Below are 20,802 nucleotides of genomic sequence, written 5' to 3' on the forward strand. Positions count from 1 at the left end.
CGACCTCCCAGCGCAGGGCGCAGGGCCTGGCCGACGTCGCCCGGGTGGTGCTGGACACCAACCAGGCCTCTCCGGGGGCCGCGGTCGCGCCGCACCTGAACGTGACCGTGTCCTGGAACGAGCTGGTCACCCAGGTCACCCGGACACGGGACGGCCTGTGCCTGACCTGCGGGCAGGCCACGCCTGGACGCGGCAACGGGGCGGGTCTGGCAGGCGCAAGCGGCACCGCTGGCACCGTTGACGGCGGCACGGCGGGCACGACGGCGGCGCCCTGGGACGCCGCCGGCTGGGCCGCGGTCGGCACCACGACCCTGTCCGGGCTGTTGTCCGCGCCGGGTTTGGTGTTCACCGAGACCGGTGGCCGGGTCCCGCGGGCGTTGCTGCGCCGGTTGGCGTGTGACAGCAGGATCACCCGGGTCGTGTTCGGCCCCGACGGCGCCGTCCTGGACGTCGGACGCGCCCAACGCACCGTGACCGGGCAGATGCGCCGCGCCGTCATCGCCCGAGACCAGCACTGCGTCTATCCCGGGTGTGATCAGCCGCCGTCACGCTGCGAGGTCCACCACGCCGTCCGGCACTGGGCCGACGGCGGGAACACCTCCGTGACCAACAGTGCGCTGTTGTGCTGGCATCACCATGCCCTGGTCGACGCGCGTGGGATCAGCATGCACTGGGCCGGCAAACCCACCCAGGACACCGGGACCACCGGTGCGAGCACCTTGGTGGAGACCGGGTGGGTGTTCACCGACGCCCGCGGCCACCGCATCCGCCTCCCCGACCCCATCGACGCTCTACCCGACCCCATCGACGCCCTACCCCCACCCACCGACCCGACCACAAACCCACCGACCGCCGAAGCCGCCTGACCAACAGGACCCGCTCGACCTGACCCGACCGGCTGGCTCCGGCGGTCTGGCCGGCACAGCAGGTACTCGACACCCATTGCTGGGTCGGGCCCGCCAGAGGAACGAGATATGCCCCCGTTCCTCTGGCGGACTGGGTGGTGCAACAGGCCAGGAGCATCGGCGGCGCGGATACGTTAGGCGCATGTCTTCCCCCGCCCTGCGGATAGTGACCCGTTCGTCGCCGATGGCGCGAGCCCAGGTCGAGCGCCTCCGCAGCCTCCTGGCCCAGACCTCGCCGGGCCTGGAGGTCGAGGTCATCCCGGTCACGACCGCCGCGGACCGGTGGACCGGGGACCTGAGCGCCCTGGGCGGCAAGGAGAACTTCGTTCGCGAGGTCGACTCCGTCCTGGCTGTCGGGGCCGCAGACGTGGCCGTGCACTGCCTGAAGGACATGCCCGGCGAGAAGCCGCTCCCACCAGCCATGACGATCGCGGGCTACCTCGCCCGTGACGACGTGCGCGACTGCCTCGTCAGCCCAGCCGGGCTCCGGCTGGCCGATCTACCTGCCGGGGCAAAGATCGGCACGTCCTCGGTCCGTCGCCGGGCTCAGCTGTCCGCAATTCGCCCGGACCTGGACTTCGTACTGTTCCGCGGCAACGCCAACAAGCGGCTGGAGAAGCTCGCCGCCCGCGAAATAGACGCCGCGATCCTGGCGGTCAGCGGGTTGGAACGCATCGGCCGCGGTGACGTGATCACCGAGATCTTCGAGCCCGAGGTCATGCTTCCGCCTGTCGGTGCCGGCATCCTGGCGCTGCAGTGCCGCGCGGAGGATGACTCCACGCGCGATGTTCTGGCCCCGCTCAACGACCCGACGACGTGGCGCGAGGCCGCTGCCGAGCGAATGTTCCTGCACGTGCTCCAGGGTCACTGCAACTCGCCGATCGCCGGCTACGCGACCCACGTCGACGACGAGCTCGTCCTGAGCGGCGCGGTCTACTCCCTCGACGGGAAGACCGCCCTGACCGCCGTGGAGGACTCAGGAGCCTCCACCCCGACCGATCTGGGCACGAGCGTGGCTCTCGCGCTGGTCAAGCAGGGTGCCCGCGACATCATCAACGACGCCACGTCCTGACGCTAGCCACGTCGCAGTCCTCCAGGTAGAGGCCGCCTCGGCCGTCGAGGAGCGGCGGCGTGGCGGCCCGCATGCCGGTGCACGCCCCCTCAAGTCACCTCGTCGATGCCGCCTACGGGTGCGTGTCCGTGATCCCGATGACCTCGTCGAGGCGGTCCAGGGCGGCTTGGAGGTCGTCGACCTTGGCCTGGATGCGGTCACGCTCGGCGCGCAGCATGGCTCGCTGGTCGGCGTCGGTGTGCCCGGCGTCCCAGCACGGCAGGAGCTCCGCGATCCGCTGGCTGGTCAGGCCGGCGGCGTACATCTGCTGGAAGAAGCGCACCATGGTGACGGCGTCCTGCCGGTAGAGGCGCTGGCCGGACGGGCTGCGCTCCGCCGTGAGCAGGCCCTGCTGCTCGTAGTAGCGCACAGCGCGCACCGAGACCCCCGCGCCCCGCGCGACTTCGCCGATGCGGATAAGCGGCTCGGTCGCCGGCTCCGTGACGGTCATGGCGACCCCTCTCACTCCGGTTCTGTCCGCCGGCACTTGCCCCTGACGTCAACGTCAGGTTTTAGCGTACCGGACATGGACATCAACAACTCAGTCGCCCTCGTCACCGGAGCCAACCGCGGGCTCGGCCGTGCCTTCGCCCAGCGCCTCCTCGAACGGGGCGCCCGCAAGGTCTACGCGACGGCTCGGCGCCCGGAGACCGTGGACCTGCCCGGCGTGGAAGCGCTGGCACTCGACGTCACCGACCCCGTATCGGTGCACGCCGCGGCCCAGGCTGCGCCCGACGTCACGCTGCTCGTCAACAATGCGGGCATCTCGACGCGCACCGACCTGGTGACGGGCTCGCTGGACAATGTGCGCCGCGAGCTGGAGACCAACGTGCTCGGCGGCCTGGCGATGATCCGGGAGCTCGCGCCGGCGCTCGCCGTGAACGGCGGGGGAGCGGTCGTGAACGTCCTCTCGGCCATGTCGTGGTTCGGTGTCAACGGCTCCAACGCCTACCACTTGACCAAGGCTGCCGCGTGGGCCATGACGAACGGCGTCCGCCTCGAGCTCGCCGAGCAGGGCACGCTCGTGACGGCGGTGCACCTCGGCTTGGCCGACACCGACATGTCCGCGGACTGGCACGTGGAGAAGATTTCGCCGACGGACCTGGCCGACGCCGCGCTCGACGGCGTCGAGGCGGGCTCCGCCGAGGTGCTCGCCGACCAGTGGAGCCGGGACATCAAGTCACGGCTGACGCTGACGCCCGAGGAGTTCAACGCCGCGATGGACCGCGCGCTGGCGGCGCTGACCGCGGCCTGAGCCGCCGACGTCGTGCAAAAGTCCGCTTCCAGTACACGATCCGGCACGGTTCTGGCCGCGGAACCGTGCCGGATCGTGTTTTCGAGGCGGGCTTTCTAGCGCACGCGGCGGGCGCGCAGGACCGTGTCGTGGACGTGGTGCGTGCCCTCGGGCGGGGCGGCGGTGCGCAGCCGGGTCTCGTTGACCTGAACGGCCCAGCCTTCGTCCAGGAGCCGGGCGACGTCGGCGGGCTGGTAGTAAGTGGTGGGGTCGAAGTCCGGGTGGCTGTCGCGGTACGCGGCATGGTCGGCGAGGTCGTGGCTGCCGATGAGCAGCGTGCCGCCGGGTGCGACGGCGTCGAGCAGGCTGCGCAGCGCCGTGTGGTCCGGCGTGACCGGGAGCGGGAAGTACTGCACCGAGACCAGGTCGAAGGGCCCGCCGGGCGGTGGTGTGGTGATCAGGTCGGCCTGGGTCCACATCACGCGGCCGGCTACGTCCGCGCCGGCTGCCGCGGCCGCGGCCGCGCCGCGTTCGAGGGCGACCTGGGAGATGTCGACGGCGATGACCTGCCAGCCGCGGCCGGCCAGCCAGAGCGCGTCGCCGCCCTCCCCGCAGCCGACGTCGAGCGCCCGTCCCGGCGTCAGGTCGGCGGCCTCCGTGACGAGCACGCCGTTGGGGTTGCCGCTGAAGAGCCGGTCCTGGCTGCGATACCGCTCGTCCCAGTGTTGCGCGTCCATGTGTCCTCGTTCGCTCGAGCCGATGGGTCCTCGCCCATGGTGTGACTTCAGGTCGACATGAGGTCAAGCTCGGCGCGGGCGGCGCTCCACAGGACCGGGCCCGTCACTCCGCTATGCGCGTGGGGATCAGGTCGAGGACGTCGGGCCAGGCGGCGGCGAACTCGTCACGGGTCTGCTCGTCGGGGAATCCGGACTGCATCAGGGTGGCCTGGCAGTGCTCGCCGACGTCCGTGATCAGGAAGACCACGGCAGTCTCGAAGGTTCGGCCGCCCGCCTCGCTGATCGCCGCCGAGTACTCGAGCCGGTGCGGGCGGTCGATGGCCGTGAAGATCCGGTGCTCCTGGAACGGCTCCGCGCCGGGTGGCCGAAAGGTGATGTCCCACACCCCGCCGACGCGAAGGTCGCGCTCCGAGTGCAGGACCCAGCCGGGCAGCGGCTCGTCGTAGACGGCGAGAAACGCGTCGAAGACGCTCCCCGGGGCCTCGTCGATGTCGCGCTCGACCTGCAGGTCGTAATCCTTCGCAGCCATGTCGTCTCCTCTCGGCACGAGTGCCGGCACGGCGCGTCCGGCCTCACCACCACCGTCGGTCGTCGGCATCGTCGGCGCAAGAGGTCGTGTCCGGGCGGCGGTGCGGTCGGACAGCGCCCTGACTGTGCAGCACCTCGTAGCACCTCGTTGCGCGTCAGGCGGTTGGTAGCTCCACCGTGACCCGGAGCCCGCCGTCGGCACGAGGGGTGAGGGTCAGGGTTCCGTCGTGCGCCTCCGCGATGGTCTTGACGATCGCCAGGCCGAGGCCGACGCCGGCGTGGTCGGCACGTATCCGTCCGGTGCCGCGCTGAAACGGCTCGACCAGCGTGGAGATCAGCTGTGAGGGGAGCCTCTCGCCCGTGTTCTCGACGGTGAGCAGCACGGTCTCGGGGCGGACGCGGGTCGTGATCCACACGGAGCCGCCGTCGGCCAGGTTGTGGACTATGGCGTTGTGTACGAGGTTCGTCGTCATCTGCAGCAGGAGCGCGTGCGAGCCGACGGTGGGAGCGATGTCGCCAGAGGTCTCGATGGTGAGGCCGCGCTTCTCGGCGAGGGGGAGGAGCGTCTCGGTGGCCTCGTCCGCGATGAGCGACAGGTCGACGTGATCCCGGGAGAAGTACCGCTGGTCGGCGCGGCTGAGCAGGAGCAGTGCCTCGGTGAGGTCGATGGCCCGGGCGTTGACGAAATGGAGGCGGTCGACGAGCTCGTCGGAGTCGCGGTTCGGGTCGTTGCGCGCGACGTCGAGGAGCGTCTGCGTGATCGCCAGCGGGGTGCGCAGCTCGTGGGAGGCGTTGGCCGCGAATCTCTGCTGTTCGTCGACGTGTGCCTCGATCTGCGCGAGCATGGCGTCGAAGGCGTCCGCCAGCTCGCGGAACTCGTCCTTGCGGCCCTCCAGATCGATCCGGTGGGAGAGCGACCCCGATGCAGCGATGCGGGTGGCGCGCGTGATCCGGGACAGCGGGGCGAGCATGCTTCCGGCGAGGAACCACCCGCCCACGAGACCGAACACCAGCAGGAAGACCAGCGCCGCGCCCACGCGCGGCACGAAGGCGCGTTCGAGGTCGGCACGGTCGGGGATGAACGTCGAACCAGGACGATCGGCCACCCACCTCCCGGTGTTGTAGAGCTCCTCCGGTACGTAGCGCAGCAGGAACACCCACACCACCGCGAGGAGCAGGACACCGGCGAGCATGAGGAACCCGGCATAGCTGAGCGTGAGCTTGAGGCGGACGCTCATCCCGGGCGCCCTATCCACGGTCCCCTCCCTGAGGTGCGGTGCCGGGTGCCTCGATCCGGTAGCCGACGCCGGGCACCGTAGCGATCAGCCATGGTTCGCCGAGGCGCTTGCGCAGCGCCGAGACCGTGATGCGCACCGCGTTCGTGAACGGGTCGGTGTTCTCGTCCCATGCCCGCTCCAGCAGCTCCTCGGCGCTGATGACACCGCCTTCGGCGCCGACGAGGACCTCGAGCACGGCGAACTGCTTGCGGGTCAGCGCGACGTAGCGCCCGTCGCGGTAGACCTCGCGGCGGAACGCGTCCAGCCGCAGACCCGCGATCTCCCGCACGGGCGGCCGGTTGACCGCACGCCTGCGGTCGAGCGCCCGGAGCCGGAGCACGAGCTCGCGAAGCGCGAAGGGCTTGGTGAGGTAGTCGTCGGCGCCGAGCTCGAACCCGGTGGCCTTGTCGTCGAGCCGGTCGGCGGCGGTGAGCATCAGGATCGGCGTGCCGCTCCCGGACGCGACGATGCTCGCGGCGACCTCGTCGCCGGACCGCCCGGGGATGTCGCGGTCGAGGACAGCGATGTCGTAGGAGTTGACGCTCAGCAGCTCCAGCGCGGTGTCGCCGTCACCGGCAATGTCGGCGGCGATCGCCTCCAGGCGCAGGCCATCGCGGATTGCCTCTGCCATATAGAGCTCGTCCTCGACGACCAACACGCGCACGCTCCCGATGCTACGAGCGCGTGCATATCGGCGGCGTATCAAAAAGCAGGCCGTGTGACTGCGTCGACGCCGCGCTACATTCGCCTGGTCGAGGGTGAAACCGGGAGCGTCGGCTGGAGGTGCTCGATGACCGCGACATCGACGGTGCGGGTCGACACGGTGATCGTGCTCGGCCCAGACGCCGGCGAGTATCCGGAGGACGTGCTCGACGCCGCCGACGTCGGGCCGACGGGCTGCGACTGGGGCTGCGGGCCTCCTTCGGGGCGCTCGGGCGCGACTCGCCGGTGTTCGCCGGACGCCTGGTCGGCGGCAGCTCGGCGACCAACAACGTCATGGCACTGCGCGGGCGGCCCCGCGACTACGACGGGTGGGCCGCCGCCGGGAACCCTGGCTGGGGGTACCGGACGGCGCGGCCATCGAACCCGGCACCGGCCCTGACACCGGCCCTGACCTGCAGATCTTCCCCAGCGCCGTTGCGCCGGGGGAGGCCGGCCCCGAGGTGACCCTGCTCGTGTCGCTGCTCGCGCCGCGGTCGCGCGGATCGGTCCGGCTGGCGGCGCCGAGCCCGGACACCCGGCCCGAGATCGACGTCGGGCTGCTGACCGATCCGGACGACCTGCCGCGGCTGCGGGCGGGCGCGCGTCAGGCGCGGCGGCTCGCCGAGACCCCGCCTCTCGCCGACGTGCTCCGCCGACGACGCCTCGATCATGCCGGCCATCCCGGCCGCGAACACCAACCTGCCGACCCTGATGCTCGCCGAGCACCTGGCGCCCCGCTGCGCGTAGCGCCCTCCTTGCTGTGAGCGCGACCGTTGCGACTACCTGCCCGTTTTAGGCGCAACGATCCCGCTCACAACACAGGAGGGGTTGGTTTGCGGGCCGTTACGCGCTCGACGATTCCCTTCTTGAACCGGTCGTGGCGCAGGATGGCCAGCCCGGCGGCCATGACGTGCTCGATCGGCCGACGCCGGAAGTGCTCGTTCTCGACCGGCACGCTGTACAGCTCGATCGCGGCCTGGAGCAGCCGGATCGGCGCCGAGGTGCTGACCACGTGGTCGGCGAGCAGCAGCAGGCCGCCCGGCCGCAGCACGCGCACCATCTCGTCGACGGCGCCGCCGTCGTCGGGCACCGCGCACAGGCCGAACGTGCAGACCACCGTGTCGAACGAGGCGTCCTCGAACTCGAGCCGCTGGGCGTCGCCGACCCGCAGGTCGACGTCGCGGCCCAGCTCGGCCGCGCGCTTGCGGGCCAGGTCGAGCATGGCCGGGCTCAGGTCCATCCCCGTGACCGCGGCCTCCTCGGGGTACAGGCTGAGGTTGAGGCCGGTGCCGACGGCGACCTCCAGCACCCGGCCCGTGGCCTGCCGGCACACCCAGGTCCGGGTATCGCCGAACAGGCGCTCGGCGCGGTCCATCTTCTGGTCGTAGCCCGCGGACTGCCGGTCCCAGTGCCGGCGCATCCGCTCCAGGCTCGGTGCTCGCACCATGGTGCCGCTCCCGTCGGTCAGGTCGATGACTCCACGGTAGTGCCGCCAGGCCCGTTGTCAGACGTACAGGTCACCGGAGTGACCGGTACGTCTGACAGGTCGGCGGGCAAGTTGCCTCGCCCTGGGGACTCATCGGCCGACCAGGATGCAGGCGCCGCTGTCGCCGTCAGCACCCGGCGTGTTATACATCTGATGTTTCCGAGCGAGGTGGCCGGAGGGGAGCAACGGTGCAGCACGACGTCGTGGACGCGCATCACCATCTGTGGGTGCGCTCGCGCACGCCTCAGGACTGGGTCGACCCGGTCACCATGGCCGCGATCGACGCGGACTTCACGCCCGCCGACCTGCCGGCGGCCGCGCACGGGGTGAGCGCCACCGTGGTGGTCCAGTCCGCGAACCTGTGGTCCGAGAGCCGCGAGCTCCTGGCGATCGCGGCGTCCGACGCCGGGCGCTCCGCCGGGATCCGCGGCGTCGTCGCCTGGGCGGACATCTTTGATCCGGCGGTGAGCGACCGGGTCGCCGAGCTGCGGTCGGGGACCGGCGGCGCCGCGCTGGTCGGCATCCGCACGCAGGTGCAGGCCGAGCACGATCCCGCGTACCTGGACCGCGACGACGTGCGCCGCGGCATCACCGCCGCCTGCTCGGCGGGGGCGGCGCACCCCGGCCTCGTGTTCGACCTGGTCGTGCGCGCCGACCAGCTCGCCGCGTGTTCGCGGCTCGCCGCGGCGCTGCCCGACGTCTCGTTCGTGCTCGACCACCTGGGCAAGCCCCGCCTCGGCGCCGCCGACGCGGACCTCGCCGCCTGGAAGCGCGGCCTCGCCGACCTCGCCGCCCGGCCCAACGTCACGGCCAAGCTGTCCGGGATCGTCACCGAGGCCCGGTGGGACGCGTGGCAGCCGGACGACCTGCGGCCCGCCGTCGACCACGCGCTCGAGGTGTTCGGGCCGCATCGGCTGATGTTCGGCTCAGACTGGCCCGTCTGCCTGCTCGCGAGCGACTACGGCGAATGGTTGGCGACGCTCGGCGACCTGCTCGCCGGGCTGAGCCCGGACGAGGCTGCCGCCGTCTGGGCCGGGACCGCGCGACGCGTTTACCAACTGGAGGAGAGCCACGCATGACATCCGAGACCACAGCAGGAGCAACAGCAGGAGCAACAGCCGGAGCGCCCGCAGGCCCGACGGCGGCGGCCGAGCTCGCGGGCGTCCGCGCGATAGTCACGGGCGGAGCGTCGGGCATCGGCGCCGCGATCGTGCGCGCAATGCTCGCGCGCGGCGCGCAGGTGACCTCCATCGACCGCGTGACGGACGGTGTCCCGGAGGGCGCCGGGGCCCAGGCGGCGGACGTCACGGACGACGCCGCCGTCCGCGCCGCCGTGGCCGCCGCGGCGGAGGCGATGGGCGGCATCGACGTCGTCGCCAACAACGCGGGGATCGGCGCGCAGGGCACCATCGCCGACAACGACGACGCCGAGTGGCTGCGGGTCCTGGACGTGAACGTGCTCGGGATCGTCCGCGTGACCCGTGCCGCGCTGCCGTACCTGCGCGAGTCGCCGCACGCCGCCGTCGTGAACACCTGCTCGATCGCCGCGTGGACCGGCCTGCCGAACCGGGCCTTGTACTCGGCGTCCAAGGGCGCGGTCCAGGCCCTCACGCTCGCCATGGCCGCCGACCACGTGCGCGAGGGTATCCGCGTCAACTGCGTCAACCCCGGCACTGCCGACACCCCGTGGGTGACCAGGCTGCTCGACGCCGCCGACGACCCCGCCGCCGAGCGCGCCGCCCTGGAGGCCCGCCAGCCCTCGGGCCGGCTCGTCAGCGCCGACGAGGTGGCCCACGCCGTCTGCTACCTCGCGAGCCCGCTCGCGGCGGCGACCACCGGCGCGATGCTCGCCGTCGACGGCGGCTCGCACGCCCTGCGCACCCGCGCCCCCGAGCAGCCGTAACCCGGGCCGAGGAAGACGTCATGGAGACGACGGCGGTGCGCCGCACCGGGGTCCGGCTGACCGCACTCGGCCTCGGCGCCGCCCCCGCGGGCAACCTCTACCGCGCGACGACGGACGAGGAGGCCCACGCGACGTTCCAGGCCGCCTGGGACGCCGGGGTCCGCTACTTCGACACCGCCCCGCACTACGGCCTCGGGCTGTCCGAACGGCGGCTCGGCGCCTTCCTGCGGTCGAGGCTGCGCGACGAGCTGGTGGTCTCCACGAAGGTCGGGCGCCTGCTCGTCCCGTCGCCGGAGACCGCGGACCGCACCGACCCGGAGATGTTCGAGGTGCCTGCCGACGCCCGCCGGGTGTGGGACTTCTCGCGCGACGGCGTGCTGCGGTCGCTCGAGTCCAGCCTGGAGCGCACGGGCCTGGACCGGGTCGACGTCGTCTACCTGCACGACCCCGACGAGCACTGGGAGCAGGCCGCGCACGAGGCGCTGCCGGCGCTCGTCGACCTACGGGAGCAGGGTGTGGTCGGCGCGGTCGGCGCCGGGATGAACCAGTCGGCGATGCTCACCCGGTTCGTGCGTGAGACCGACGTCGACGTCGTGATGTGCGCCGGCCGGTTCACGCTGCTGGAGCAGCCCGCACTGGCCGATCTGCTGCCCGCGGCGGCCGAGCGGGGCGTGGCCGTGGTGGCCGCCGCCGTCTACAACTCGGGCATCCTCGCCTACGACGACCCGCCGTCGGACGCGACGTACAACTACGCGCCCGCTGCCGCGGACCTGCTGGACCGCGCCCGCCGCATCGCCGCCGTGTGCGCCGACCACGGCGTCACGCTGCCGCAGGCGGCGCTCGCCTACGTGCGCACGCACCCCGCGGTCGTGAGCACCGTCGTCGGGCTCGGCAATCCCGAGCACGTGCGGCAGGCCGCGGACCGGGCCGCCGCACACGTGCCGGAGAGCCTGTGGCGCGCCCTGGCCGACGTCGGCCTGCTCGCCGAGGCCGCGGTGCCCGCGCCCGGGACCGCCCCCGTGTTCGCCCCCGTCCCGGCTGAGCCGGACGACCCCGAGAACCCGCACCGCCCCGTGAACCCGCACCGCCCCGAGAACCCGCACCACCCCGAGAGAAGGTACTGATGCGTCTGCTCCGCCTTGGCCCCGTCGGCCAGGAGATCCCCGCGATCGAGGACGGCGACACCGTCCTCGACCTGCGCCCGCTCACCGCCGACATCGACGGTTCGTTCCTGGCGTCCGACGGGATCGCGCGCGCCCGGGCCGCCCTCGCCGCGGGCGAGCTGCCCGTGCTCGACGGCGCCGACGGGCTGCGCCGCGGGGCGCCCGTGGCCCGGCCGGCCGCGGTGATCTGCGTGGGGCAGAACTACGCGGCGCACGCCGCCGAGTCGGGCGCCGAGCCGCCGTCGTCCCCGATCATCTTCTTCAAGCACCCCAACACCGTGGTGGGGCCGGACGACGACGTCGCCATCCCGCCCGGCGCGGAGAAGGTCGACTGGGAGGTCGAGCTCGGCGTCGTGATCGGCAGGCGGGCCTGGCGGCTGCCGTCCGTGGACGTGGCGCAGGAGTACGTCGCCGGCTACACCGTCGTCGACGACCTCAGCGAGCGCACCTGGCAGATCGAGGAGTCCGGCGGCCAGTGGTCCAAGGGCAAGTGCGGTCCGGGGTTCGCGCCCACCGGCCCGTACCTGGTGCCCGCCGCCGACGTCGACCCGTCCAGCCTGCGCCTACGGTCCTGGGTGAACGGCGAGCCGCGGCAGGACTCGGTGACCGCCGACATGATCTTCGGCGTCGACCACCTGGTGCACCACCTGTCGCAGTACATGGCGCTCGAGCCGGGCGACCTGATCTGCACGGGGACGCCGGAGGGCGTGGCGCTCTCCGGGCGGTTCCCGTACCTGCGCGACCGCGACGTCGTCGAGCTGGAGATCGAAGGGCTCGGCCGCCAGCGGCACGCGTTCGTCGCTGAGTAGGTGACCGAGTGAGCGACCGCCCGAATGTTCGTCGAGAGCTGAGGAGCCATTCATGCTGAGGTACGAGCTGCTGCATCCCGACCTGCTGCGCGAGCTGGCCGCCGCCGGGCACGGTTCGCGTGTGCTCCTGGCGGACGCCAACTACCCGCACTCCACCGGCGCGCGTCCCGGGGCGGCCCGGGTGCACCTGAACCTGCGGCCCGGACTGGTCACGGTGGAGCAGGTGCTGGAGGTCCTGCTCGATGCCGTGCCGCTGGAGAGCGCTGCGGTGATGGTCCCGGGCGGCGTCTCCGGCGATGTCGTCGGCGCGGGCGAGCCGATCCCGGTGCACGCGGTCTTCCGCGCCGCAATGGGAGACGCCGTGGCCTGGGAGACGATGGACCGGTTCGCCTTCTACGAGGCCGCGCGCGGCGACGACGTCGCGCTGGTCGTCGCGACCGGCGAGCAGCGCGTGTACGCCAACCTGCTGCTCACGATCGGGGTGCGGCAGGCTACCGGAGTCATCTGACCTATCGCTTGCTGCGGGCGGGCCCGGGGGTCAGTTCGATGACGATATGGCCCCGGATCTTGAGATGCATCGGATGTCTGCGGTATGAATGCGACTACACGGAGGCAAGGGAGCATCACGTGTCGGACAGCCCAGCCCTACTGCGCGCGACGGGGATCAGCAAGTCCTTCCCCGGCGTCCGCGCGCTCGACGACGTCCACCTCGACCTGCGGCACGGTGAGGTCCTGGCGCTGGTCGGCGAGAACGGGGCGGGCAAGTCGACCTTCATGAACCTGCTCTCCGGCGTCCTGCAGCCAGATGCGGGCGTCATGGAGCTCAACGGCGCGCCGATGAGTCCCGCTGGACCCCGGCAGGCGAACGAGCTCGGCATCAGCGTGATCCATCAGGAGTTTCACCTGATGCCCGACCTGACGGTCGCGCAGAATATCTTCATCGGCCGCGAGCCCCGGCGGTCCGGTGTGATCCGGGACGACGAGCTCGTCCGTCGAGCGAAGGCACTCTTCGAACGTCTCGGTATCCCGCTGGACCCGCGGCAGCCGGTGTCGCACCTGAGCGTGGCCGGCCAGCAGATGGTCGAGATCGCGAAGGCGCTTTCGTTCGACGCCCAGGTGCTGATCATGGACGAGCCGACGGCGGCGCTCACGGAGACCGAGGTCGCCACGCTGTTCCGGATCGTCCGCGACTTCATCTCCCCGCGCACCGGCGTCATCTATGTCTCGCACCGCATGGACGAGGTCAAGGAGATCTCCGACCGCATCACGGTTCTGCGCGACGGCCGTTACGTGGACACGTTGCCAACAGCGGAGACCCCCACCCGGGAGGTCATCGCGGCGATGGTCGGCCGGCAGCTCGAGGTCGGCGTGCGGCCCGATCCGACGGAGCCCGACCCGACCCAGCGCCCCGTCGTGCTCTCGGTACGCGGGCTGAGCACCCGGAAGCTCCTGAAGGACGTGTCCTTCGAGCTGCACCGCGGCGAGATCCTCGGTTTCGCGGGCCTCATGGGCGCGGGGCGCACGGAGGTGGCCCGCGCCATCATTGGGGCGGACAGGTCGACCGGCGTCATCGAGGTGAACGGCAGGCCGGTCACGGTGCGCAACCCCGCCGACGCGGTGCGGAACGGCATCGGCTACCTCTCGGAGGACCGCAAGCGCTACGGCCTGCTGCTGGACCAGGACGTGGTGCGCAACGTGATGCTGTCCTCGCTGCCCGGCATGACCCGCGCGGGCTTCGTCCGGGACACCGACGGGCGCCGGGTCGCCGCCGACATGGTGCGGCAGCTCGCGATCCGGACGCCGTCCGTCACCCAGACGGCCAAGAACCTCTCGGGCGGCAACCAGCAGAAGGTCGTGCTGGCCAAGTGGCTGGTGCGCGACTGCGACGTCCTGATCGTCGACGAGCCGACCCGCGGGATCGACGTCGGCGCCAAGGACGAGATCTACACGCTGCTCACGGGCCTGGCCGCGCAGGGCAAGTCGATCATCGTGATCTCGTCCGAGCTGCCCGAGGTGCTGCGGCTCGCCGACCGGATCGTCGTCATGTGCGAGGGCCGGGTCACCGGCACGCTCGCCAATGCCGACGCCACCCAGCACGACATCATGGAGCTCGCGACGCGGTTCGGTGCCGACCATCTCATCACGACCGGAGACGCAGAATGACGACCACACCCACGCCGGCCAGGCGGAGAGCCCTGCGGTTCGGAAACCGGCAGCAGCTGCAACAGATCCTCGCCTTCACGGGGCTGGTGGTCATCTTCGCGTTCTTCTCGTTCGCCAGCCCGTACTTCCTCGACTGGCCCAACGTGAAGGGCATCCTGCTCGCCACATCGGTCACCGGGATCATGGCGCTCGGCGCGACCTTCGTCATCGCCACGGGCGGCATCGACCTGTCGGTCGGCACGGGCATGACGCTGTGCTCGGTGATGACCGCCGTGTTCCTGGCGAACATTGGCCTGCCACTCTTCGTCGGCGTGCTGGGCGGACTCGCGATCGGCGCCCTGATCGGGCTCGTGAACGGCCTGAACGTCTCCTACCTCCGGCTGCCACCGTTCATCGCGACGCTGGCGATGATGATGATCGCGCAAGGCCTCTCGCTCGTGATCTCCGGGACCAAGCCCATCTACTTCAGCGACGTCGCCGGGTTCGACCAGATCGCCGCCGGAGAGCTGATCCCCGGGCTGCCGAACGCCGTCCTGATCTTCTTCGTCGCCGCCATCGTCGCGGGCGTGGTGCTGAGCAAGACGCTCGCCGGCCGCTACGCGCTGTCGATCGGCTCCAACGAGGAGGCGACGGCCATCTCTGGCGTCAACGTGCGCCGGTGGAAGGTCGTCATCTACGTCATCGCCGGGCTGTTCACCGGCCTGGCCGGTGTCGTCCTGGGTTCCCGGCTCAACTCGGCGCAGCCCGGGCTCGGGCTCGGGTACGAGCTCGAGGCCATCGCCGCCGTCGTCATCGGTGGCACCTCGCTGCGGGGCGGCAAGGCGACGATCCTCGGCACCGTGATCGGTGCGCTGATCATGGCGACGCTCACCAACGGCCTGCGGATCATGTCGATCCCGCAGGAGTGGCAGCGGGTCGCCGTGGGCATCGTGATCATCCTGGCCGTGTACGCGGACCAGCTGCGCCGCGGCAAGGAAGCCTGACCTGACCACCGAAGGAGATGGATCAGCATGAACATCCACACCACCAAGCGCAGGCGGTTCACAGCAGCGGCCGCCGCATCCGTGGCCGCCGTGCTCGCGCTCGCCGCATGCGCCTCCGGAGGCGGCGGCGAGCCAGGGGCGGGCGACAAGCCCTACGTCGCCCTGGTCTCCAAGGGCTTCCAGCACCAGTTCTGGCAGGCGGTCAAGCAGGGGGCCGACGACGCCGCGGCCGAGCTCGACGTCGAGGTCACCTTCGAGGGCCCCGAGACGGAGACCGAGGTCGAGAAGCAGCTCACCATGCTGCAGACCGCCCTGGACAAGAACCCGGACGCGCTGGGCTTCGCGGCCCTCGACTCCGAGGCGTCCATCCCGATGATGACCGACGCCGAGTCGCGCGGGATCCCCGTCATCGCCTTCGACTCCGGCGTGGAGTCGGAGGTGCCGGTGACCACCGTGTCCACCGACAACCTGGCGGCGTCGGCCGAGGCGGCCAAGCACATGGCCGAGCTGGTCGGCAGCGGCAAGATCGCCGTCATCGCGCACGACCAGACGTCGCAGACCGGGCAGCAGCGGGTCGAAGGGTTCACGCAGTACATCGCCGAGAACGCGCCGGACATCGAGATCGTCGACACGCAGTACGCCGCGGGTGACCAGCTCAAGTCCGCCGACGCCGCGAAGGCGATCATGCAGGCCCACCCCGACCTGAAGGGCATCTACGGCACCAACGAGGGCTCCGCCGTCGGCGTCGTCAAGGCGGTGCAGGAGACCGGGAAGTCGGGCGAGCTCACCGTGATCGGCTTCGACTCGGGCAAGGCGCAGACCGACGCGATCCGCGACGGGCTGATGGCCGGCGCGATCACGCAGGACCCGATCAAGATGGGCTACGAGACGGTGAAGGCCGCCGTCGCCGCCATCAACGGCGAGGAGCTGGAGCCGGTCATCGACTCGGGCTTCTACTGGTACGACAAGGACAACATCGACGACGAGGAGATCGCGGCGGTCCTCTACGAGTAACCCTTCTTGTAACCCTTCTTGGTTGTGGGCGGGATCGTTGCGCCTGAACCGGACGTGAAGTCGCAACGATCGCGCCCACAACCAAGTACGTCCTAGGGGACCTCGTCCAGGTTCTCCGGTTTGGGGAGCGAGTCCTCGACGCCCAGGAGGTGGCTCGCCATCCGGATCCGGGCCGCCTCGGGATCGTGCGCGGCGAGCGCGCGCCAGATGGCCTCGTGCTCGTCGTGCGTCCGTTCCTCGATGCCCTCGGTGTGCAGCACGCGCCACAGGCGCGCCCGGACCGTGCGGCCCGCGAACGACTCGATGAGCGCTTCCAGCACCGGGTTGCCGGTATGGGCGGCGATGACGCGGTGGAACGCGATGTCGATCTCGATGAACTTGTCGTGGTCCACGGGGTTGGCGTGCAGCACCTGCGTCACCTGGTCCAGGATGGCCCGCGCCTCGGCGACGGCGGCGTCAGGCATCCGGCTCGCCGCCAGCCCGGCGGCCTCCACCTCCAGCACCCGGCGCACGCTGTGGAACGCGGGCATGGCTCCGTCGTCCTGCAGGTCCAGGACCAGCGACATGGGGGAGAGGAGCCTCCCGGGGTCCAGGCTGGTCACGTACGTACCGTCACCCTGGCGGGTGTGCACGACGCCGAGGATCGACAGCGCGCGCACGCCCTCCCGGAGGGAGCCGCGCGAGACCTGGAGCGCGTCGGCCAGGTCCTTCTCGACCGGGAGGCGGTCGCCGGGGCGGAGCCGGCCGTCGAGGATCATCCTGCGGATGCCGTCGACGACCTCGTCAGTGCGGGACATAACCGGAAGTATCGCGCACCCAGTTCGTCCCGTGCGGATACCGGAACTGCTCCAGCGACTCCTCGTACATCTGCGTGGAGTAGCCCGGTCGGGACGGCAGCACGTACGCGCTGCCCGCGCCCTTGTCCGCGACGACGCACGGGTCGGTGAAGTGCTCGTGCAGATGGTCCACGAACTCGGTGACCCGGCCGTCGAGATCGCCGCCGATCGCCACGTAGTCGAGCACGGAGACGTGCTGCACCATCTCGCACAGTCCGACGCCGCCCGCGTGCGGGCACACCGGGACGCCGAACTTCGCCGCGAGCAGCAGCACGGCGACGATCTCGTTGATGCTCGCGAGCCGGCCGGTGTCGAGCTGGCAGTAGTCGATGGCGTCGGCCTGGAAGAGCTGTTTGAACATCACGCGGTTGTGGCAGTGCTCGCCCGTGGCCACCCCGATCGGCGCGACGGCGCGGCGGACGGCGGCGTGGCCCAGGATGTCGTCGGGCGACGTCGGCTCCTCGATCCACAGCGGGTCGAACCGGGCCAGCTCGCGCATCCACTCGATGGCCTGCGGCACGTCCCAGACCTGGTTGGCGTCGATCATCAGGGCGCGGTCCGGACCCAGTACGTCCCGTGCGATCGACAGACGGCGGACGTCCTCGTCGAGGTTCGCCCCGACCTTGAGCTTCACGTGCTGGTACCCGGCGTCGACGGCCTCCTGGCACAGGCGCCGGAGCTTGTCGTCGCTGTAGCCGAGCCAGCCGGCCGACGTCGTGTACACGGGGTAACCGGTCCGCTCCAGGTGGGCGAGGCGCTCCTGCTTGGTGCCCTCGCGTTCCCGGAGGATCTTGAGTGCGTCCTCGCGGGTCAGGGCGTCGGAGAGGTACCGCAGGTCGGCGACGTCGACCAGTTCCTCCGGCGTCATGTCCACCAGCAGCCGCCACAGCGGCTTGCCCGCGCGGCGCGCCACGAGGTCCCAGGCGGCGTTGAGCACGGCGGCCAGCGACAGGTGCACCACGCCCTTCTCCGGCCCCAGCCAGCGCAGCTGGCTGTCGGCGGTCAGGTCGCGGTAGACGGCGCCCATGTCCGCCGCGAGCTCGTCGACGTCGCGCCCCACGAGCGCCGCGGCCTGCTGGCGTGCGGCCTCGGCCACGATGTCGTTGCCGCGGCCGATGGTGAACGTCAGCCCGTAGCCGCCCAGGGGGTCGGCGGCGGTGTCGGTTCCGTCCGTCTCCAGGACGACGTAGGCCGCCGAGTAGTCGGCGTCCTTGTTCATCGCGTCGGAGCCGTCGGCGGTGGCCGACGTCGGGAACCGCACGTCCTCGACGCGGACTCCAGTGATCGTGGCCATGCCTGCTCCCTTGCAAACATCAGATGTTTTCCAGCAATCTACGGATGTGTGCGGTCAGGGTCAAGGTCGGGGAGTGTGCAGCGGGGGATTGGTTCGATCAATGTGGGGCGCGTCCGGGGCCAGCACGTCCGCGACTTCGGTCCCTGCACGGTCGCGCGAGTGACTTCGGTCGGTTGTTCTGAGATCGGTCAGTTGATCGACCGATCTCAGAACAACCGACCGAAGTCATGAAATCGCGTTGCAGCCGACCGAAGTCACGGCAGGGGCCACGGTCCGACCCGTTGACCTACTGCGGGACGCGCCAGGACTGGGTCCAGAGGCCGTTGCAGTCGTAGATCTGCAGGTCCGTGCCGTTCGCCGTGTTGCCCTGGGGGATGTCGAGGCAGCGCCCGGACTGCGGGTTGAACAGCGACCCGTCCGCGCGGGCGCGCCACTGCTGCGCCCCGGAGCCGTTGCACTCCCAGATCTGCACCCTGGTGTGGTTGGCGGTGCCGTTGGCGTCGACGTCGAGGCACTTGCCGAACGCCCGGACCGTACCGTCGGCGCTCATCGACCAGATCTGGCCGGTGGCGGTGCCGCACGTCCAGAGCTGGGCGACGTTCCCGTTGGCCGCCGTGTTCGTGTCGACGTCGAGGCATCTGCCCTCTGGGCCGGCGATCTGGCCGGTGGGACCGGGCAGTGCGCCGATCCCGAACCGCACCTCGCACTGGTTGCCCGTCCCGAGCCAGGTCGCGGCGAGGTAGAGGTAGCTCGTACCGTCCTCGCGGGGGATCGCCGGCGTGGAGTAGCCGGGGCACGACGGCACCCCGGTGGCGTAGCCGCCCGTCGGGTTCACGGTGACCGGGGTCGCGGCCTCGGTCCAGGTCCCCGTGCCGAGCGCGGTGTTGGCGAACAGCACGGTCCCCGACTCCTCGAGGACCGTCTTGTTGCCCGTGGGCCCGGAGACGACGCGCTGCCCGGAGAGCAGGACCGTCCCGTTCGGGCCGCCGCCGGGGACCCAGGAGATGTACGGCGTGTGCAGGAGCTCGCGCCCGTCAGCCGTGCGGACGAGCGTTCCCGCCTCGCCCGCGGGACCCCAGTTGACGCCGTCGGCGCTGCGTTTCACGTAGACCTCGCAGGCGTGGTCGGGGTTGGTGGCGTCCCGGCACATCTCGTACGCCATCAGGTGGTCGCCGTTGGGTAGCGCGGCGAAGGTCTGCATGCCCGGGCGGCGCAGGTTGTCGGCCGGGAAGGCGACGTCGACGGTCATGGTCGAGCTCCACGTCCGCCCGCCGTCGGACGACGTGTAGTGGCCGATGACCTGGTTGTTCGTGGGGCTGTTCGCCGGGCGCTCGTCCGAGATGAAGCAGGCGAGGCGGTTGTCCTCGGTGACCATGAAGACCGGCTCCCAGATCCCGTGGCCCCACGTGTTGGGCTGGCCTGAGGTCTGGGTGCAGTTCGACAGGTACTGCCAGGTCGACCCGCGGTCCGTGGACCGGAAGACCTCGACCTTCTGCGTGCTGTAGTCGCCGACCCGCCACGCGGTGCCGGCGGCGAGGATGTCGCCCGCGGCGAGGCCGGGGATGCTGCGTGGGACCTCGTACAGGGCCGGCGCCTCGAGGTCCCAGCCGGGCGTGTTCGAGGTGATGGTGGACGCCGGGGACCACGACGCGCCGCCGTTCGTGCTCCGGTAGACCGGCAGCGACGTGGGGGATCCGGTGCCGCCGCGCGCGAACGTGGCGAGCATCGTCTGGTTGGCGCTCTGGTCGTGGTCGAGACGGATGGCGCGCGGGTAGCCGGCGGTCCCGTTCGGGTGCTGGCTCAGGTTCGGGCTGTAGAGCACGCTGCCGGGGACGGAGGCGGGGGTGATGCTGGCGAGGGTGATGCTGGCGGGGGTGATGCCGGCGGGGGTGATGCTGGCTGTGGTGGCCGACGGCGCTGCGGGTGGCGCGTCGGGTGCCGCCATCGTGCTCGCGGGTACCCCGACGAGCGCGAACGCCGCCGTCAGGGCAGCGGTCAGCGCGGCCGATCGCCGCAGGGTGAGGTGTCGGGATCTGGTGGTTCGGGGGCTGCTGGTTCGGGATCTGGTGGTTCGCGACATGGTGCAGGACCTCTCTGTCGTGCAGGTGATGCCCGAGGTGGCGCGCGACGCCCGTTTGCGGACGTTGCAAAACCACACCCTGACGCATGTGTGCACACGTTGCAAGACCCGGGCCGAAACTGGTCGCGACTCCAGAGGTACCCTGTCGCGGCGCCCGACAGGGCCGGTCGACGTCGGTTGGTTGCCTCGCGGGGTTCGCTGACTTCGGTCGGTTGCTTGGCACGGCTCGCTGACTTCGGTCAGTTGCCTCGCAGCGCTTGCTGACTTCGGTCGGTCGCATGGCCGGACTCGCTGACTTCGGTCGTGCGTTTGACCGAAGTCACTGACTTCGGTCGGTTGCTATGAGATCGGTCAATCAACCGACCGAAGTCATAGCAACCGACCGATGTCACGTGCGCGCGATGCATCGGACCGAACTCGTCGCCGACCTGCACACCTTCGGCCCGCTGTACACCCGCTTCGCGCAACCGCGGCCCGGCGCCAGGGCTCGCGGTCACTAGCCAACCGGTCAGCAGCCAGCCGGTCACCAGCCACCAGCCGGTCACTAGCCACGCCGCCTGGCCACCAACTGACTCTT

The 20,802-nt window shown here is 71.0% G+C and carries 22 protein-coding genes and 1 pseudogene; 13 read left to right on the forward strand and 10 right to left on the reverse strand.

Translation table 11 applies throughout. The features are described 5' to 3' along the window. Together EW117_RS28515 and hemC are read left to right on the forward strand one after the other, a co-directional pair. On the forward strand, positions 1-866 hold an 866-nt coding region (locus tag EW117_RS28515; protein WP_165362909.1), incomplete at its 5' end, for an HNH endonuclease signature motif containing protein. A 181-nt stretch (positions 867-1,047) separates the two neighbouring features. Further along, complete coding sequence (gene hemC, locus EW117_RS28520; protein WP_129790105.1) at positions 1,048-1,977, forward strand: hydroxymethylbilane synthase; 930 nt, start codon at positions 1,048-1,050, stop codon at positions 1,975-1,977. Between the two features lie 112 nt (positions 1,978-2,089). Here hemC and EW117_RS28525 read toward each other — a convergent pair whose 3' ends face one another. After that, a complete protein-coding gene (locus EW117_RS28525; RefSeq protein ID WP_129790106.1) occupies positions 2,090-2,467 on the reverse strand; it encodes a MerR family transcriptional regulator in 378 nt (125 codons plus the stop codon). A 75-nt stretch (positions 2,468-2,542) separates the two neighbouring features. Between EW117_RS28525 and EW117_RS28530 the strand changes: the two genes are divergently transcribed. Continuing rightward, positions 2,543-3,271, forward strand: a complete 729-nt coding sequence (locus EW117_RS28530) for an SDR family oxidoreductase (protein ID WP_129790107.1) — start codon at positions 2,543-2,545, stop codon at positions 3,269-3,271. Positions 3,272-3,366: 95 nt separating this feature from the next. Here EW117_RS28530 and EW117_RS28535 read toward each other — a convergent pair whose 3' ends face one another. The 4 genes from EW117_RS28535 to EW117_RS28550 all read right to left on the reverse strand — a co-directional run bounded on the left by EW117_RS28535 (position 3,367) and on the right by EW117_RS28550 (position 6,456). Continuing rightward, on the reverse strand, positions 3,367-3,987 hold the full coding sequence (locus EW117_RS28535) for a class I SAM-dependent methyltransferase (protein ID WP_129790108.1): 621 nt from the start codon (positions 3,985-3,987) through the stop codon (positions 3,367-3,369). A gap of 103 nt (positions 3,988-4,090) precedes the next feature. Then, positions 4,091-4,516: an SRPBCC family protein gene (locus EW117_RS28540; RefSeq protein WP_165362910.1), complete on the reverse strand. Its 426-nt coding sequence runs from the start codon at positions 4,514-4,516 to the stop codon at positions 4,091-4,093. Between the two features lie 154 nt (positions 4,517-4,670). After that, the gene (locus EW117_RS28545) at positions 4,671-5,753 is read right to left on the reverse strand and encodes a sensor histidine kinase (RefSeq protein WP_277986498.1); all 1,083 of its coding nucleotides are present in this window, start codon (positions 5,751-5,753) and stop codon (positions 4,671-4,673) included. Between the two features lie 10 nt (positions 5,754-5,763). Then, complete coding sequence (locus EW117_RS28550; protein ID WP_129790111.1) at positions 5,764-6,456, reverse strand: response regulator transcription factor; 693 nt, start codon at positions 6,454-6,456, stop codon at positions 5,764-5,766. A gap of 284 nt (positions 6,457-6,740) precedes the next feature. Here EW117_RS28550 and EW117_RS30710 point away from each other — a divergent pair. Next, positions 6,741-6,812, forward strand: a pseudogene (locus tag EW117_RS30710) (hypothetical protein); the annotation flags it as partial. Positions 6,813-6,823: 11 nt separating this feature from the next. Continuing rightward, positions 6,824-7,258 carry a GMC oxidoreductase gene (locus EW117_RS30420; protein ID WP_129790112.1) on the forward strand — a complete coding sequence of 145 codons (435 nt, stop codon included), beginning with the start codon at positions 6,824-6,826 and terminating at the stop codon, positions 7,256-7,258. Positions 7,259-7,305: 47 nt separating this feature from the next. Here EW117_RS30420 and EW117_RS28565 read toward each other — a convergent pair whose 3' ends face one another. Then, complete coding sequence (locus EW117_RS28565) at positions 7,306-7,941, reverse strand: class I SAM-dependent methyltransferase (protein ID WP_129790113.1); 636 nt, start codon at positions 7,939-7,941, stop codon at positions 7,306-7,308. A gap of 227 nt (positions 7,942-8,168) precedes the next feature. Between EW117_RS28565 and EW117_RS28570 the strand changes: the two genes are divergently transcribed. From EW117_RS28570 to EW117_RS28605, 8 genes are all read left to right on the forward strand, one after another. Beyond that, entirely contained in the window at positions 8,169-9,059 is an 891-nt protein-coding gene (locus EW117_RS28570) for an amidohydrolase family protein (protein ID WP_129790114.1), read from the forward strand. After that, positions 9,056-9,883, forward strand: coding sequence for an SDR family NAD(P)-dependent oxidoreductase (locus tag EW117_RS28575; RefSeq protein ID WP_129790115.1), 828 nt, complete (start codon positions 9,056-9,058; stop codon positions 9,881-9,883). Before EW117_RS28570 ends, EW117_RS28575 begins: the two co-directional genes overlap by 4 nt. 20 nt (positions 9,884-9,903) lie before the next feature. Then, a complete protein-coding gene (locus tag EW117_RS28580; protein ID WP_129790116.1) occupies positions 9,904-11,007 on the forward strand; it encodes an aldo/keto reductase in 1,104 nt (367 codons plus the stop codon). After that, positions 11,007-11,855 carry a fumarylacetoacetate hydrolase family protein gene (locus tag EW117_RS28585; protein ID WP_129790117.1) on the forward strand — a complete coding sequence of 283 codons (849 nt, stop codon included), beginning with the start codon at positions 11,007-11,009 and terminating at the stop codon, positions 11,853-11,855. The genes EW117_RS28580 and EW117_RS28585 overlap by 1 nt, the downstream gene beginning before the upstream one ends. A gap of 52 nt (positions 11,856-11,907) precedes the next feature. After that, complete coding sequence (locus EW117_RS28590; protein ID WP_129790118.1) at positions 11,908-12,363, forward strand: RbsD/FucU family protein; 456 nt, start codon at positions 11,908-11,910, stop codon at positions 12,361-12,363. Between the two features lie 119 nt (positions 12,364-12,482). Next, entirely contained in the window at positions 12,483-14,018 is a 1,536-nt protein-coding gene (locus EW117_RS28595; protein ID WP_242504638.1) for a sugar ABC transporter ATP-binding protein, read from the forward strand. Further along, positions 14,015-15,001: an ABC transporter permease gene (locus EW117_RS28600; protein WP_129790120.1), complete on the forward strand. Its 987-nt coding sequence runs from the start codon at positions 14,015-14,017 to the stop codon at positions 14,999-15,001. The genes EW117_RS28595 and EW117_RS28600 overlap by 4 nt, the downstream gene beginning before the upstream one ends. Positions 15,002-15,028: 27 nt before the next feature. After that, a complete protein-coding gene (locus EW117_RS28605) occupies positions 15,029-16,015 on the forward strand; it encodes an ABC transporter substrate-binding protein (RefSeq protein ID WP_129790121.1) in 987 nt (328 codons plus the stop codon). Positions 16,016-16,107: 92 nt separating this feature from the next. Here the strand turns inward: EW117_RS28605 and EW117_RS28610 are convergent, their stop codons facing one another. The 4 genes from EW117_RS28610 to EW117_RS29895 all read right to left on the reverse strand — a co-directional run. Then, the gene (locus EW117_RS28610) at positions 16,108-16,812 is read right to left on the reverse strand and encodes a FadR/GntR family transcriptional regulator (protein ID WP_129790122.1); all 705 of its coding nucleotides are present in this window, start codon (positions 16,810-16,812) and stop codon (positions 16,108-16,110) included. Beyond that, positions 16,799-18,145: an enolase C-terminal domain-like protein gene (locus tag EW117_RS28615; RefSeq protein ID WP_129790123.1), complete on the reverse strand. Its 1,347-nt coding sequence runs from the start codon at positions 18,143-18,145 to the stop codon at positions 16,799-16,801. The genes EW117_RS28610 and EW117_RS28615 overlap by 14 nt, the downstream gene beginning before the upstream one ends. A gap of 286 nt (positions 18,146-18,431) precedes the next feature. Next, positions 18,432-20,225: a sialidase family protein gene (locus EW117_RS28620; RefSeq protein WP_207212113.1), complete on the reverse strand. Its 1,794-nt coding sequence runs from the start codon at positions 20,223-20,225 to the stop codon at positions 18,432-18,434. Positions 20,226-20,464: 239 nt separating this feature from the next. After that, positions 20,465-20,802 (reverse strand): hypothetical protein (locus EW117_RS29895; RefSeq protein ID WP_207212114.1); only part of this gene is annotated, 338 nt, incomplete at its 5' end.

Source organism: Promicromonospora panici (assembly GCF_900608595.1).
GTDB classification, from domain to species: domain Bacteria; phylum Actinomycetota; class Actinomycetes; order Actinomycetales; family Cellulomonadaceae; genus Promicromonospora; species Promicromonospora panici.

Bases quoted from the DNA above. Each gene is read 5' to 3' on its own strand.
- hemC (WP_129790105.1), top strand. From the start codon at position 1,048: ATGTCTTCCCCCGCCCTGCGGATAGTGACCCGTTCGTCGCCGATGGCG.
- EW117_RS28525 (WP_129790106.1), bottom strand. From the start codon at position 2,467: ATGACCGTCACGGAGCCGGCGACCGAGCCGCTTATCCGCATCGGCGAA.
- EW117_RS28530 (WP_129790107.1), top strand. From the start codon at position 2,543: ATGGACATCAACAACTCAGTCGCCCTCGTCACCGGAGCCAACCGCGGG.
- EW117_RS28535 (WP_129790108.1), bottom strand. From the start codon at position 3,987: ATGGACGCGCAACACTGGGACGAGCGGTATCGCAGCCAGGACCGGCTC.
- EW117_RS28540 (WP_165362910.1), bottom strand. From the start codon at position 4,516: ATGGCTGCGAAGGATTACGACCTGCAGGTCGAGCGCGACATCGACGAG.
- EW117_RS28545 (WP_277986498.1), bottom strand. From the start codon at position 5,753: ATGAGCGTCCGCCTCAAGCTCACGCTCAGCTATGCCGGGTTCCTCATG.
- EW117_RS28565 (WP_129790113.1), bottom strand. From the start codon at position 7,941: ATGGTGCGAGCACCGAGCCTGGAGCGGATGCGCCGGCACTGGGACCGG.
- EW117_RS28575 (WP_129790115.1), top strand. From the start codon at position 9,056: ATGACATCCGAGACCACAGCAGGAGCAACAGCAGGAGCAACAGCCGGA.
- EW117_RS28580 (WP_129790116.1), top strand. From the start codon at position 9,904: ATGGAGACGACGGCGGTGCGCCGCACCGGGGTCCGGCTGACCGCACTC.
- EW117_RS28585 (WP_129790117.1), top strand. From the start codon at position 11,007: ATGCGTCTGCTCCGCCTTGGCCCCGTCGGCCAGGAGATCCCCGCGATC.
- EW117_RS28590 (WP_129790118.1), top strand. From the start codon at position 11,908: ATGCTGAGGTACGAGCTGCTGCATCCCGACCTGCTGCGCGAGCTGGCC.
- EW117_RS28600 (WP_129790120.1), top strand. From the start codon at position 14,015: ATGACGACCACACCCACGCCGGCCAGGCGGAGAGCCCTGCGGTTCGGA.
- EW117_RS28605 (WP_129790121.1), top strand. From the start codon at position 15,029: ATGAACATCCACACCACCAAGCGCAGGCGGTTCACAGCAGCGGCCGCC.
- EW117_RS28610 (WP_129790122.1), bottom strand. From the start codon at position 16,812: ATGTCCCGCACTGACGAGGTCGTCGACGGCATCCGCAGGATGATCCTC.
- EW117_RS28615 (WP_129790123.1), bottom strand. From the start codon at position 18,145: ATGGCCACGATCACTGGAGTCCGCGTCGAGGACGTGCGGTTCCCGACG.
- EW117_RS28620 (WP_207212113.1), bottom strand. From the start codon at position 20,225: ATGTCGCGAACCACCAGATCCCGAACCAGCAGCCCCCGAACCACCAGA.